Annotated in this window: 9 protein-coding genes and 1 pseudogene; 2 read left to right on the top strand and 8 right to left on the bottom strand. The window is 35.8% G+C overall.

The window, feature by feature from the left end:
• Positions 1–223: 223 nt before the first annotated feature.
• Positions 224–1063 carry a rhamnulose-1-phosphate aldolase gene (gene rhaD, locus acsn021_RS10805; protein WP_184089691.1) on the bottom strand — a complete coding sequence of 280 codons (840 nt, stop codon included), beginning with the start codon at positions 1061–1063 and terminating at the stop codon, positions 224–226.
• Between the two features lie 724 nt (positions 1064–1787).
• On the opposite strand from rhaD, the gene glmS reads away from it, so the two are divergent.
• Both glmS and acsn021_RS10795 read left to right on the top strand, forming a co-directional pair.
• Positions 1788–3611 carry a glutamine--fructose-6-phosphate transaminase (isomerizing) gene (gene glmS, locus acsn021_RS10800; protein ID WP_184089694.1) on the top strand — a complete coding sequence of 608 codons (1824 nt, stop codon included), beginning with the start codon at positions 1788–1790 and terminating at the stop codon, positions 3609–3611.
• A gap of 195 nt (positions 3612–3806) precedes the next feature.
• On the top strand, positions 3807–4325 hold the full coding sequence (locus tag acsn021_RS10795) for a flavin reductase (protein WP_184089697.1): 519 nt from the start codon (positions 3807–3809) through the stop codon (positions 4323–4325).
• 202 nt (positions 4326–4527) lie between these two features.
• Here the strand turns inward: acsn021_RS10795 and truA are convergent, their stop codons facing one another.
• The 7 genes and pseudogenes from truA to acsn021_RS10760 all read right to left on the bottom strand — a co-directional run bounded on the left by truA (position 4528) and on the right by acsn021_RS10760 (position 15482).
• A complete protein-coding gene (truA, locus tag acsn021_RS10790; RefSeq protein WP_184089700.1) occupies positions 4528–5274 on the bottom strand; it encodes a tRNA pseudouridine(38-40) synthase TruA in 747 nt (248 codons plus the stop codon).
• A 415-nt stretch (positions 5275–5689) separates the two neighbouring features.
• Entirely contained in the window at positions 5690–7795 is a 2106-nt protein-coding gene (locus tag acsn021_RS10785; RefSeq protein ID WP_184089703.1) for a glutamine synthetase III family protein, read from the bottom strand.
• Positions 7796–8120: 325 nt separating this feature from the next.
• Positions 8121–8942 (bottom strand): mechanosensitive ion channel family protein, encoded by an 822-nt coding sequence (locus tag acsn021_RS10780; protein WP_184089708.1) that lies wholly within the window; start codon positions 8940–8942, stop codon positions 8121–8123.
• A gap of 83 nt (positions 8943–9025) precedes the next feature.
• Positions 9026–11230: pseudogene (glgB, locus tag acsn021_RS10775) on the bottom strand (1,4-alpha-glucan branching protein GlgB); the annotation flags it as partial.
• A 46-nt stretch (positions 11231–11276) separates the two neighbouring features.
• The gene (locus tag acsn021_RS10770; protein WP_184089714.1) at positions 11277–11927 is read right to left on the bottom strand and encodes a YesL family protein; all 651 of its coding nucleotides are present in this window, start codon (positions 11925–11927) and stop codon (positions 11277–11279) included.
• A 19-nt stretch (positions 11928–11946) separates the two neighbouring features.
• A complete protein-coding gene (manA, locus tag acsn021_RS10765; protein ID WP_184089717.1) occupies positions 11947–12879 on the bottom strand; it encodes a mannose-6-phosphate isomerase, class I in 933 nt (310 codons plus the stop codon).
• Between the two features lie 344 nt (positions 12880–13223).
• On the bottom strand, positions 13224–15482 hold the full coding sequence (locus acsn021_RS10760) for a YcdB/YcdC domain-containing protein (protein WP_184089720.1): 2259 nt from the start codon (positions 15480–15482) through the stop codon (positions 13224–13226).
• Positions 15483–15709 lie beyond the last annotated feature (227 nt).

The following is a 15709-nucleotide window of genomic DNA, read 5'->3' as shown; positions in this document are numbered from 1 at the left end:
TAGATTCCCATTTCACCTCATATCTTCTTTCTATTCTACCATTTGTAGTCAAGTTTTCTCAAGTCTGTTGATAAAATTTAATTTGACTATCTTGAATATTAAGAAGTTATTCATAAATGATACCAAATAAATTATTTATCCATGATAATAAAAGCACAGACTGTTCATAGTTCGATAAACAAAACTCTAGCAGTCTGTGCTCTAAAAAGTATAATTTTTATTATTATTTGTGCGTATCTTTATCAAACAAGAAGCGTTCGGGCAAATGAACCTTAAAGTCTGTCGCTAAGTCCCTGAAATTCTGCGGTTGTATGGTCTGTAACTTAGTAGGTGACATCGATAAGGTCTTTACGAGTATTTCTGCTGATTTTTCAACCGTATGCATAAGACCGAAGGTCAGGTCGAAGTTCTCACCGGAACAGAACATGCCGTGATGTGCCCATATTGCAACATCATACTGCTTCATTAATTCGCTGGTAGCCACCGCAATATCTCTGCCGCCGGGAACCATCCAAGGAACAATACCTACTCCATCAGGGAATACTACAGGGCATTCTGTGGCCATTTCCCAAAGTTCTCTTGTAAATACTTCATCGGAAAGAGGAAGAACAAAGGTAAGTGCTATGACATTGGTTGTATGTGCATGATAGATTACTCGGTGTATTCCACCGGTTACGTTTTTTTTCACTTCATGATTCATTAAATGGGAGGCTAACTCACTGGTAGGTTTGCCACCATCCACCAATCCCCAGCTAATTCTATAGTTCTCACCACGCTCATCCAATTCTATGATAGCGATGCAGGCTTCCGGATCCACGATAATATTACGGAAGTATTTACCGCTTCCGGTTACAAGAAAAAATTCGCCTGCAAGCCCTGGTACTTTTGTGCCGATAGGCTGCCATTCCACACATTCATTAAGTCTTGATTTTATACTGTCTGCTTCCTCTGTTTTTAATCGGTAAGATAAATTACCGCCATTTCTCTCATGCCATCCCTGCATAAAACCATCATTAGCCATTTTAATAAAACCTTTTACAAACTCTGTATCTAAAATCTTCATATATACCTCTCTTTCTGAAAGTCCAAATACAATCATGTATATTTTATCAGTTGTGTTAACTTTTAATACGAAATATATTTTTGCTGCAATCATATTATAAACCATTTTAAACAAAAAAATAAGAACGTTAATTGCAAAATATTACGTCCTGATTTATCAATTCAATCAATAGGTTGTTAAATAAATAGGTCATAATTTATGTAAAAGTTAGTTTAAGATATGACAATTGACTTTTGGTTATATCCGTGTTACCATAGCAACATCACAAAGCAAATACATAAGTAAGTAAACAAATACTTAGTAAAAAAGTAACAGAAAGGAGGATTAAGCATATATTGGTTTTGTGATATCGTAACTATAAACCGGGTTAACCCAAAACCTGTCTAACAGAAATGTTTAAATTAGCGCCATGTACCTCTATTGGGTCAAATGAAGTTTAGAGGTTAACGAGGTAGGGAGTCAGCGAACTATTCGGCGGATGCTCTCTCGCATACTTGGATGTGTTATATGTCGAAAAAACTTCGGGTAACCGGAGCACAACAGCGTCATAACCAAGAGCATAAATTAGGTTCTGTATCGAGTTGTTATCTTTAGAGCAACTCTTTAGAGGGCTGTGAATTTGTGTAATTTAAAATAGGCAATATTACGTTTAATAGAACTAAGTAGTAATGAATCGTATTCAAAAGAATAAGAACTTTGATAATAGAATAAAAGGAGAAATTTTATGTGTGGAATTATTGGCTTTACAGGAGACATTGAGGCTAAAAGTGTTTTGTTAGACGGATTGGAGTCATTGGAATACCGTGGTTATGACAGTGCTGGCATTGCATTTTTTGATAAAGAGGTTATCAAAACAATTAAAACGACCGGAAAGGTATCTGTACTCAGGGAAAAAGCAGCTTTTGATACAATCTCTGATAGTACTTGCGGAATTGGGCACACAAGATGGGCTACCCATGGTGGAGTAAGTGATACGAATTCTCATCCTCATACCTACGGTAATGTAACTTTAATTCATAATGGTATTATTGAGAATTACCATGAATTGGAGTTAGAACTTGCTAAAACCGGAAGACAGCCTGTATCTCAGACGGATACTGAAATTGTTGCTATGCTTCTTGACAGTCTTTATGAAGGAAATGCTTTTGCTGCAATTAAAAAAGCCATTGCCAAGTTAGAAGGTGCTTATGCATTTTGTATTCTCTTTAAAGATGAACCAGGTGTTATTTACAGCCTTCGTAATGGAAGTCCTTTAGTGGCCTGCCATTCAAAACAAGGAGCTATTATCGCTTCCGATATGGTAGCATTAATAAAATATTCCAAAGATTATTTCGTTCTTCCGGAGATGCATATTGCAAGGCTGACCAAAGAAAATATTGTTGTTACGAATTTAGAGGATGAAATTATTGTGCCTAAGCTATTGCATGTTAACTGGGATATGACAGCTGCCCAAAAAGGCGGTTATCCTCATTTCATGATAAAAGAGATTTATGAGCAGCCTGAAACAATTCGTTCTACTATTCTGCCAAGAATTAAGAACAAACACATTCCAGATTTTACAGCAGATGGAATTCCAGATACTGTTTTTGAAGGAGTAAACCGTATTGTAATTGCAGCCTGCGGAACTGCCATGCATGCCGGATTAGTTGGAAAGGTAATGCTTGAAAAGCTTCTTAGAATTCCGGTTTCAGTGGAAATCGCATCTGAATTCCGCTATCAAGAACCAATTATTGACAAAAACACACTGGTTATTACTATTTCCCAATCCGGCGAAACAGCGGATACTCTGGCAGCTCTAAATCTGGCGAAAGAATATCAGGGTACTACCCTGTCTATTGTAAATGTAAAAGGGTCTTCTATTGCAAGAAGCAGTGACTATGTATTATATACCCATGCAGGTCCAGAAATTGCAGTAGCAAGTACAAAAGCTTATACGGCTCAACTCTCCTGCTTATATCTTTTAGCCTTCCGTTTTGCACTGGTTAAAAGAACTATAACAGAAGAAGAATGTGTTAACTATATGGAACAACTTCAGGCCGTAGTACCTGCAATTGAGGAAACCTTGAAATTTGATAAGAAAATAGAAGAAATCTGTAAAAACTTAAAAGAAAAAGAAGACCTGTTTTTTATTGGCAGAGGACTTGATTATGCTCTATCCTGCGAAGGTTCTATAAAACTAAAGGAAATCAGCTATATCCACTCAGAAGCTTATGCTGCCGGAGAATTAAAACATGGTACTCTCTCATTGGTTACAGATGGAATACCTGTAATAGCGTTAGCTACACAGGATTCTGTATTTTCAAAAATGATATCTAACATCCGTGAAGTAAGAGCAAGAAATGCCTTTGTGATATTAGTTACCAATGGAGAAAAGGAAGTAGACGAATCTATTTATGACTATCACATTGCATTGCCGGAATTAGAGGACTCTCTTGCACCGTTTACTGCTGCTATCGTATTACAATTACTGGCTTATCACACTTCGGTACATCGAGAATTAAATGTTGACCAGCCTCGTAACCTTGCAAAATCAGTTACAGTGGAATAAACGCAGTTTTCTTGAATAATATATACTATATTACCAGTTATATAAGTAATGAAGAACTTTTCTTTTAATACTTATAAAACTGGTAATATTCGTTTATTAAATTATTATTGCCATAACTAAATACTATACTTTAACTTGTGTTATATTAAAATACATATTATACTGGTAAATTAACAAGTAACAAGGAGGAATAAGATGAGTCAGTGGAGAGAAATATCAGTGATGCAATTGCAAGGCAACCCTTTTGAAATGATTAGTCATGAGTGGATGTTGATTACTGCCGAAAAGGATAACAAAGCGAATACCATGACGGCCTCTTGGGGTGGGCTTGGATTTATGTGGAATAAAAATGTAGCCTATATAACTATCAGACCACAACGATTTACAAAAGAATTTATAGATAATTCGGAAACTTTTTCCTTAACGTTTTTCGACGAAAGTTATCGTAAAGTGTTAGGTTATTTAGGTTCTGTGTCCGGACGGGATGAAAATAAAATTACAGAAGCTGGTCTAACTCTTGTACATGATGCCGCCACCCCTTATTTTGAAGAAGCAAAAACGGTCCTGATTTGCAGAAAACTGTTTGCACAGCCTTATACAGAAGCAGCTTTTCTGGATACTAGTATTCTGGATATCAATTATCCCAAGAAAGATTTGCATACTTTATATATTGGTGAAATTACAAAGGTTTTGATAAAAGAAATGAATCAATAATTATTGAATAAGAGTAAACTAGAAGAGCCTTACACAGTTTTTAGAATAATTTCTAAAGCGGTTAAGGCTCTTTCTGATTTTTACCTGCCATGTTGTATACGAGTCTCCTAAGACACTTGATAGCCTATCTTTACAACGCTTTAATATATCTTTAAATAAAAGGCTCTCGGGTTTTATAAAATTAGCTTATCATAAATTTATGTTATTGATATAGTACCTCTTGTAGGAACAGCCCTTTTGCTTCGGCTGTCTCGCCTGCTTGCTCTCTATCTTTGCTTTGTAAAATATCTTTCATAAGGTCCGCTTCTTTTATTCCCTCACCGATTTCAATTAATGTTCCTACAATTATCCTTGCCATATTAGGCCAAAAATCATCAGCTTCAATGGTAATTACGATTTCGTTAATATCAGAATATATATCAATTTTATTAATATTTCTTTCTGTCGACTTTTTCATTCTCTTATTATCAGAGAATGCCTTGAAGTCATGTGAACCAATAAGATAAGCCGCACCCTTTCTCATTTTGAGTATATCAAGCTTATGGAAGCTATAATAGTTATATTTTCTTTCGAATACAGAAGGCACCTCTCCCATAGTGATTTTGTATTCAAAACGAAAAGCCTTGGCACTGAAACTGCTGTGAAACCGTTCCGGAACTTCGGCTACTTCCACAACTGCAATATCCCTTGGCAGAAAACGGTTTAAGTAATGTTTAATTTCATATAATTTCATATCGGTATTGGTTTTGAAATTAGCAATCTGCGCATAGGCATGAACACCTGCTTCTGTTCTGGCTGCACCTATAACAGTTACCGGCTCACCCTCCATTTTTTCTAAAACACTTTCTAATTTTTCTTGGATGGTAAGACTCTTATTGTTTCCAGGCTGTTTCTGCCAACCGTCATAACGGGAACCATCATATTCTAATACTAATTTTATATTTCTCATAGGCTTCCTCATGTACATATCAAAATTGATATGTTTCAGCTTTTAAAACAGTTCCTGCTTTAAAAGCAATTCTTTCTTTTATTATTTGGTGTTAATTATGAAGTAAATCCATTTATTCTTATATACATCATCCGATGTTTTCTTTTCAAGTATGGAGTATTCAATTTATTTTAGTAATTAAACAGTTAAGGTAGAGTAAAACATCTACTCAGACGCATGTTCCAGTGTACTACATAGAGGTTAAAAAAGCAATTATCTTTCTTTTATTTCTGCGATTTTATAGACAAATTTTATTAAAACTAAGAAACCCTCCATAACTTCCCACTGTATTATAGGATAGTCATGGAGGGCTTAGTAATTCTTCAATCTTGTGTACAGTTGTTTTTCAACCAAATAACTGCACACAGTCTAATTCTTATACTTCAAATAACAAATCGCCGTAAGTTGGTACAGGCCATACTTCTTTTTCTACAATTAATTCGAGTTCATCGATAGGTGTTCTTAAAACGGACATTGCAGGGAATACAACCTGTTTAAAGTAAAGAGCTTGTTCCTGCCCTTCTTTTTCAGCAGCTTCTACCACATAACCCTGAAGTTTTACAAGAGCGTCATTTGCAGTTGCTAAAAGTGAAGATGCTTTTGTTAATAAGCCTTCCTGAACACTAACGTCAGCAGTGGGTACGGCAGACTTAATGGAGTTAATAGAAGCAGCCAGGCTGGATACATATTTAATTACAGCAGGAATATATAATTTACTTGCCATTTCTATCATAGTCTTAGCTTCGATATTAATTGTTTTTGAGTATGTTTCAAATTCAATTTCCGCACGGGAATGAAGTTCCACTTCTGTGAATACATTATGTTTTTCGAATAGTTTAATAGCTTTTTCAGTAACGAGTGTAGGAATGGCTTCTACCAAAGACTTGATATTTGGTAAGCCTCTTCTTTCAGCTTCCACTACCCATTCATCAGAATATCCGTTACCGTTGAAGATAATTCTTTGATGTTCAGTAAATGTTTTCTTAATCAAATCATGTACTGCGATATCAAAATTTTCAGCTTTTTCTAATTCATCAGAAAAATTAGATAGAACTTCTGCAACAATTGTATTTAATATAGTGTTAGGTCCTGCTATAGACATAGAAGATCCAACCATTCTAAATTCAAATTTGTTACCTGTAAAAGCAAATGGTGAAGTACGGTTTCTGTCTGTAGCATCCTTGTTAAACTTCGGAAGTGTGTGTACACCTACGTTTAATTTACCGCCCTGTCTGCTGCTTGTAGCTTCACCGGTTTCAACTAACTGTTTCACAACATCTTCCAACTGGTCACCCAGGAACACTGAAATAATGGCAGGTGGTGCTTCATTTGCACCAAGTCTATGATCATTTCCAGCATTAGAAGCAGACAAACGTAATAAGTCAGCATTATCATCAACCGCTTTTAAAACAGCCGCTAAGAATAGTAAAAACTGAATGTTTTCATGAGGAGTTTTACCTGGGTCAAGAAGGTTTTTACCCGTATCTGTTACAACAGACCAGTTATTATGCTTACCGGAACCATTTACACCAGCGAAAGGTTTTTCGTGTAAAAGGCAGGCAAGGCCATGACGGTTCGCTACCTTTTTCATCGTTTCCATTACTAATTGATTATGATCCGTTGCAATATTAGCAGTTGAGTAGATAGGTGCAATTTCGTGCTGAGCAGGAGCTACTTCATTGTGCTGCGTTTTTGCTAATATACCAAGTTTCCAGCATTCTTCATTTAATTCTTTCATGAAAGCCGCAATTCTCTCTTTCAGAATACCGAAATAATGATCTTCCATTTCTTGCCCTTTGGGAGGCAAAGCACCAAAAAGAGTACGACCACTGAATATTAAGTCTTCTCGCTTTAAATATTTCGCTTTATCTACCAAGAAATATTCTTGTTCCGGACCTACTGAGCATGAAATGGATTTCACATCATCATGTCCAAATAATTTAAGGATACGCACAGCCTGGGTACTGATAGCTTCCATAGAACGAAGAAGGGGTGTTTTCTTATCCAGAGCCTCACCAGTATAAGAGCAAAAAGCGGTTGGAATGCATAAAGTTACACCAGCGGCATCTTCTCTTAAGAAGGCAGGTGAAGTACAATCCCAAGCTGTATATCCTCTTGCTTCAAAGGTTGCTCTTAGTCCGCCAGAAGGGAAAGAGGAGGCATCAGGTTCACCTTTTATTAGTTCTTTACCAGAAAACTCCATAATAATCTTTCCGTCGGGGGTAGGGCTTATAAAGGAATCATGTTTTTCAGCTGTGATACCGGTCATTGGCTGGAACCAGTGGGTGTAATGTGTTGCTCCTCTTTCTATTGCCCAATCTTTCATGGCATTAGCAACTAGTTCTGCAACTGCCGGGTCTAAATCCTCACCATTTTTGATTGTTTTCTTTAAAGCTGCATAAGTTTTCTTTGGTAAACGTTCAATCATTGTTGCTTCACTAAAAACGTCCATACCAAAAATTTCTGTTAATTTAGCTGCCATACTATAACTCCTTCCTAACACTTTATATTTGCTAATTACATATTTATTTTGGATACAAACTGGCTATACCAGAATTTGTATAAAAAAAATGTCCTCAAATAAACACTTGAGAACATCTTCGCTCTTAACGATTAATCGTCTAGAAATAAAATACCACTTTTTGATGAAAAAGAAAAGCTTTTTTTTCAAAAAAATTAATTTTTTTTGTATTTTTATTATTTTTGCTATTTTCTTTCGAAAGGTATGAAATAATCTTAAAAACTTTCTTTTGTAAGTAGGATTTTTTTACATTTCAAAACGAATTATAAAAGATGAATGAAAAAGTTTATTTAATATCATGCCGATTAAATAAATCTTTTATTTGTTCTAATAATTGACATTTCAAATTCCAAAAGTTTTCTTTTTCGGTCCATACCCGGATGCCTATACTAGTGGTATTAGCATCAAAGCTGCTTACAAAGACAGATAACTCCTTATCCGGTAAAACCCATTCATGATTGTTGATTCGTTCAAAAAGCAGGGATTTTACCTTACTAACATCTTGGGAATTATTGACGGTTACTGCTATATCCAGTCTTCGTATCGGTTCAGAGGTCACATTTATTACACTAGTGTTTGAAAGAGAACCATTAGGCATAACCAGAAGGCGGTTATCAACCGTTAAAAGTCTGGTGTAAAAGATATCTATGGTAGTTACCGTACCTTCATTGATACCTGCAATAATATAATCACCAACTTTAAATGGCTTCAACAACAAAATAAGTACACCACCCGCAAAGTTTGATAAACTCCCCTGTAAGGCAAGACCAATACTTAGTCCCACTGAACCAATGATAGCAACGATGGAGGAACTTTCTACTCCAAGAATACTGGTTACAATAATAACTACCAGCAGGGTATATAAAACAGCCCGTACAATAGCCAGCAAAAAACCAGAAACACTAGCCTCTGCCTTTGATTTAGCTAGGGATTTTTCTAAGATATTTATTATAAACTGTATTAGCTTTTTGCCTATTATAATTAGAATCAGGGATAAAATCAATTTAATAATAAAATTAAGTCCTTTAGTTATAAAAACACCAGCCAGTGACTCCAGGTCAAAGGTGCTTAATTTAAAGCCTCCTTCTAAAAATATTCCATAGACCATAGGCTATCCTCCTTTTGTATCTTATTTTCCACTCTACTGTTTTAATTCAGGTGTTTTTTTAATGTCTCATCTTCTAGCATAAGGACAGGGATACAGGTAAATATACTAATACCTAAGGGCGGTACAGACAATTGGATGGATTCTTCTCTTCCATCACCTGGAACATGTCTTGAGGTTTTTGTTCTGGGATTTATATAATTCTCACCACCATAAGTTGTACTATCGCTATTAAAGATTTCTTTGTATTTTCCATGAAAGGGAACTCCTATTCTAAAATTTTTGCGCACAACAGGAGTAAAATTACATACAACCAATAGAGTTTGTTCTAATTCTAAACACCTTCTTAAAAATACCAGAATACTATGGTCTGCATCCATACAACGAATCCATTCAAAGCCTGTGGGATTGAAATCCTGCCTAAACAAAGGGGGATGTTCTAAATAAAATTTATTCAAGTCTCTGACGAAATCCTGAAACATCTTATGATTTATCTGATTCAATAAATCCCAGGGAAGTTCCACAGCTTCGTTCCATTCTGTATTTTGGGCAAACTCCTGCCCCATAAATAACAATTTTTTTCCTGGATGACACATCATAAAGCCAAATGCAACTCTTAAATTAGAGAATTTATCCTCCAAGTTCCCAGGCATCTTTTGAAGCATGGAACCTTTTTCATGCACTACTTCATCATGTGATAAAACAAGAAGAAATTTTTCACTATATGCATAAACCATACTAAACGTTAGCTCGCCATGTCTACCTTTGCGAAATAACGGGTCACACTTCATGTAAGTGGTAAAATCATTCATCCAGCCTAGATTCCACTTTAAATCAAATCCTAGTCCATCGTTATTAATATCTCCAGTAACCATAGGCCAGGCCGTGGACTCTTCTGCTATTAACATAACATCCATAAACCTGCTTTTAAAAACAGAATTTAGATGCTTTAAAAATTCTAGGGCTTCTAGATTTTCTCTGCCTCCATGGCAGTTAGCAATCCATTCCCCATTTCTCTTACCGTAATCCAGATACAGCATTGAGGCAACTGCATCCATGCGGATACCGTCGATGTGGTACTTATCTGCCCAGAATAATACATTTCCGATTAAAAAATTCGTTACCTCAGGCCTTCCGTAATTATAGATTAGAGTACCCCAGTGTGGATGCTCTCCTTGCTTGGGGTCTTTATGTTCATAAAGGGAGGTTCCGTCAAAATTAGAAAGTCCAAAGGTATCTTTGGGAAAGTGAGCCGGTACCCAGTCAAGTATGACGCCGATTCCTTCCTCGTGCATGTAATCAATGAAATACATAAAATCATCCGGAGTACCGTACCTTGCCGTAGGAGCGTAATAACCTGTAACCTGATATCCCCATGAACCATCATAGGGGTGTTCCATAACAGGTAAAAGTTCCACATGAGTATACCCCATGTCTTTCACATATTCTGATATCATAGGGGCTAATTCCCGGTAATTATAGAACTCCCGGGTTCCATCGGACGGTTTTTTAAACGATCCTAGATGTAATTCATAAATATTAACCGGCTGACTATAAAAATCAGTACTTTTTCTTTCCGCCATCCATTTCTTATCTTTCCAGATATATTTAGATAGGTTTTCTGTTACAGAAGCAGTGCCCGGACGGCATTCCGTCCGGTTGGCATAAGGATCAGCTTTTAAAAAACAGGCACCACCTCTGGTCTTGATCTCGTATTTATAAAGCTTGCAGCTTGTTAAACCTGGGATAAATAACTCGAATACACCAAAAGATTCTCTTCTTCGCATTGGATGCCTGCGGCCATCCCATTTATTAAAATCACCAACAACACTGACTCTTGCAGCATTTGGTGCCCATACAGCGAATACTACTCCTTCTACGCCTTGCTGTCTTATAAAATGTGCTCCTAATATATCGTATATGGTATAATGTATCCCTTTTGCAAATTGCTCCAAGTCAGTTTTTTCTATGATAGTAGAAAAACAATAGGGATCATATACTTCCTCTTCCGTATGATTATCATAGGTAATGATCAATGTATAAGCTCTAAACTTCTTACCAGGGATTAGAACTGTATAAAAACCTTCCTTATCCGCACAGGTCATTAAATACTGTTTTTTTGTTACAGTAAGTTTAACCTTAACCTTAACAGCTTCCGGTATAAATACATTTATCAGCATGCCGTGTTCTGTTATATGTGCTCCAAGAATCTTATGGGGATTATCATGCTCAGAATAAACTATGGTTTCTATTTCAGCCCAATCCATCAAATCATAAAGGGTGTCGTCCATATACGGCTCCTCCTAAGGCTTGGGATATATAAATACTTTTATAATCTTATTCAAGATACCACTCATCAATGCCGGATGCTTCAGCTTCTTCTGATTTTTCAGGCATATATTTTTTGAAAACACGCTCCAGGAGAAATGACCATAGCAGGAGGCAAAGCCCGGGAGTAAGCAAAATAACAATCGGCAGGATATACGTGCCCAGCACAAATACAGCAGTGATTAATACCAGTAAAATAGTGGTAGGCAAATGTTTCATAGCCATAAAGAGAGATGTTTTAAATAACTGTAATACACCTATTTTAAATCTTGACAATAGAGGGAAAATATAAATAGTAATACAAAGTACGATAAAGATTAATGCATTAAATATACTAAATAGTACAATTCCAAAATTTCCCTTCATTTCTTTAGCAAAGGAACGATCAAAAAATAACACCAGTGATGCAAGGAGGATACATATACCGGAAATCGCTCCAACTTTAAAATTACTTTTAAAGGAACTAAAGTATTCTCTCATTACATAACCGCGTTCTCTGCGGATTACTTTGACCATAGTATAGTACAATGCAGTTGTTGCAGGACCTATAGTAATTAAAGGTATGCACAGCAAAAGCCATACTATGCTGACTATAACAATATCTACAATTTTTCCAAGGGTTGTAAAAAACCCGTTATCCATATTAAAAAAGTTACCCATAAAAAATCTCCTATTCTCGTTAAATGTGTGAAGTAATCAGCTGTAAGCTGCCCTTTAGCTGAAATGCTCCATAGCCAAAAGGTAGTATAAAATGATCACCCTTATTAATCGAAGTTCCGTCCACTTCACCGCTGCCTTCAATCACACTAAGGATTGTAAAAGGCTCTGTTTGCTGCAATGTTTCCTGCCCGTTAACTGTCACTTTGTTTACAGTATAAAATTCGCAGCTAACTAATTCTTCAATTATCGCCTGTGATAGATGAATGGATTTTCTATCCGTAGTCTGGCTTTTATGAGGACATGGTATAACATCAATACTTTTATCAATATGCAGTTCTCTTGGTTTACCATCAGACAATCTGTCGTAATCGTATAAGCGGTAGGTAATATCACTATTTTGCTGGGTTTCCAAAATAACGGTTCCTGCCTTTATTGCATGAACGGTTCCGGGTTCAATTTGAAAAAAGTCACCTTTAGTGATAGGCAGTACACGAATTAACTCGTCCCACTTGTGCTCACCAATCATCTGCTGCAATTCTTCTTTGTTCTTCGCATTATGACCTACTATAATCTTTCCGTCTGTATCGCAATTAAGAATATACCAACATTCGGTTTTTCCAAGGGAACCATTTTCATGTACTTTAGCATATGCATCATCAGGATGTACCTGAATACTCAAATCAGCTTTAGCATCTATAATTTTAATTAGTAATGGGAAAGTGTCACCTTTTGCATTACCAAATAATTCTTTATGATTCTGCCACAAGCGGCTTAATTTTTCACCTTTATACGTACCGTTTTTTACGGTACAGTCTCCATTGGCATGAGCACTGACAGCCCAGCATTCACCTGTATGGTCACTGGGGATAGCATAGCCAAAATCTGTTTTTAGTCTATTGCCTCCCCAAATCATTTCCTTAAATACAGGTTCTAAAAATATGACTTCTTTCATTACAGCCTCCTAAATGTTAATCACTTAAGAATATATTACCACAGAATTGTCTTATTCAAAAGTGAAAATTATCTAAAATTATTATTCTGCTAATCTGAGACGATAATGAATTGATAAACGTACTCTTAGCAGCCCTTTTTATTCTGTTTTTTGTAGTTCTTCACCAAAACCAAATATTTGTTTATACTACTAAAGAAACATAACTAAATTCGTAAAAGAAGCACTGCGCCTACTCTTATACACCGGATTCAATCCGTATATAAAAGCAATGCTACAGTGCTTCTTAAGATTGTTACTATTTACGTATTCTTAAGTTACAACTTTAATTGATTAGTCTATCATCTCTACTTTTCGATACCAAGCATTGTAATGATTAAATCCGCAGCTTCTCCACGGGTTAAATTATCACCAGGTCTAAATTCGGTTTCGCTGTTTGCTGTAATCAGCCCTAATCCCTGTGCAAGAGCCACATATCCTAAATCTGCTTCTTTAATTTGAGATTGGTCTTTTAAATTGACATTATAAATATCCTTTAATTTTGCAACACTTTCAAATCCTAGTACTTGAATCGTGAATTTGGAGGCATCTACTCTCTTAATACTCGAAGCATTCTTACTTAAGGTATATTTACTGCTATTAAAGTAAATACCTGCTTCATTAAAGAAATCAGTCAGTTCTTTTGCAGTAATAGGCTGCGCCGGTTTATATTCACCACCCTTAAAGCCGATTCCAAGTTCTGCGAGAAGTTTAATGTTTTTAGCAGAAGCACTGTTGCCAATATCAGAGTAGCTGTATAGACTATCACTCTTTACATACTCATTTCCTTCATAATCCAACTGTTTTCCGGTAAATGGTGATATCTGTGCAGGAGATATATCCGTTCTGTAAACAAGACGTATTTCATTTGTCACGGAATAATCATCTGTACTAATAGTATTTTTATTGCTAAATTTATGAATACTGTTAATTTCATAAGCAAGTTGGAAACCTTCTTTTGCAATATAGGTATTAAATGCACTTGCTGGCGTCATTGCACCTTTTGGAGATTCAAAAGTTACGTTGTCACTCCAATTATATGAGAAGGCATAAATTTTACCGGTAACACCGTCTACAGAACCAGTGATTCCATTATAAGAGTAATTAACGCCCTCATTTACTCTGTCATAATTATAGCTATAGCCACCATAAATTTCTTTATTATCTTCTTTAAGACCAATCACATAGGCTTCGTCATTAGATGTAAATACAGTATTTTTATAGATATCAGGAATCTGTATTTTAAAGAAATCTTCAAGTAGTTTCTGACCTTGATCTATGGTATATTTAACCTTTACAGATTCCCACTCTTTTGTATTGCTATTATAGTAATCTCTAACACTTGAACGGTAGGAAATCAAATTGCCGGTTTTTGCGTCTACTTCAGCATATGCAAAAGCACGGTACGTATCCTTAGAATTTTCATCAATCTCTCTGGGATCATTTAAGGAAATACTCCAAATATACTTTGTATTTTCTCCGTGCTTATAATATCCGTCCTGTTTATACAGTTTTGCGGAAATGGATTTTAGGTTATCATCTATGAGCAGGCTTTTATTTCCGGTAACTGCGGCGATTGCTTTCTCCTTTGATATAAGTCCTTTTATTTCATCTAACTTTGTAATTTCTTCTTTTGACAAACCAAAACTGCTTCCGCTAGATTCTGTATCGGCTGATTTTTCACCGGCAGTTGTATTTACAGAAATCCATTCGTTTTGTGTCGTATATACTTCACCGGTTTTTGCATCCACTGCCACATAAGAATTGTCCGGAACGTAAACCAGGTAAGCTTTCACCTTTGTTTTGCCATTGGCATCTGTTGAATATGCATTCTGGTAAGTTAATTTCATAGTAACCTTTTTACCAATCTTTTCAATCGCCTGACTTTTGGTAATCTTAGTCTCAGCATTAGGTATTTCTGCGTTATAAAGCCAGTTTGCATTATAGCGCATGACTTTTCCGGTATTATAATTAATGCCTACTGTAATTGTATTATCCGGCATCGGAATACCATTTTCGACTCTTTGATATTCATAAAGATATAATCCTGTATAGCTGCCCTGGGAAATTGTACTTACATACTCCAATTTACCTGAAATATCCGAGGCAACTTTTTTAATATAGGAATCTGCGGTAGCTTTTAGTTCTGTTTTCAGGTATTTCGGTGCATAGACATTTAAGCCGTCCTGATTATTATAAGCTATAATGTTACCGTTCTGGTCACTTGTTACATAGATTACTTTTGTTGAGTCTTCATCACTCCAACTTAAATCCCACATAGCACCTGTAGTATAACTGTCTGAATTGTAATTGTAATTAAATACGGTTAAATCTGAAGGTATGGATATTTTCCCTTTTACTGCTTTAATAATTTTTTCAAGCTCCTCTGCTGTAGCTTCTGTAGCTTTAACTTCTGCTGTAGTCGTCTCACCTGTTACGGCAATATTACTAGAAGCAGCGATACCTCCAAACCTATATGTGTCTGCCCATGCATGATAGGATGTAGGTAGAATTGCAGTAACTAAACAACTGGCTAAAACAACCGGTACAATTTTTTTTCTTAACATATGAATTCCTCCTTTATACTTGGCTTTCCGTATAGTATCGGAAAGCATTGGATGCTCTGTTTTTATTTTCTAAAAGCTTCCTTTTTTGCTTTTCAAATATTAGACGATGTAAATATTGGTTAAGTTCCATAAAATTTCTATATTTTTAAAATAAATATAATTTTTACTTTTGAGTCATCTGGCCTATCTTTCGAACTTTTTCTATTGTAGGTTTTAAAAGTATATAT

The sequence above is a fragment of the Anaerocolumna cellulosilytica genome (assembly GCF_014218335.1).
GTDB lineage: Bacteria > Bacillota > Clostridia > Lachnospirales > Lachnospiraceae > Anaerocolumna > Anaerocolumna cellulosilytica.
Note: the sequence above shows the minus strand (reverse complement) of the source record. Positions and strands in the feature narration are given on the sequence as shown.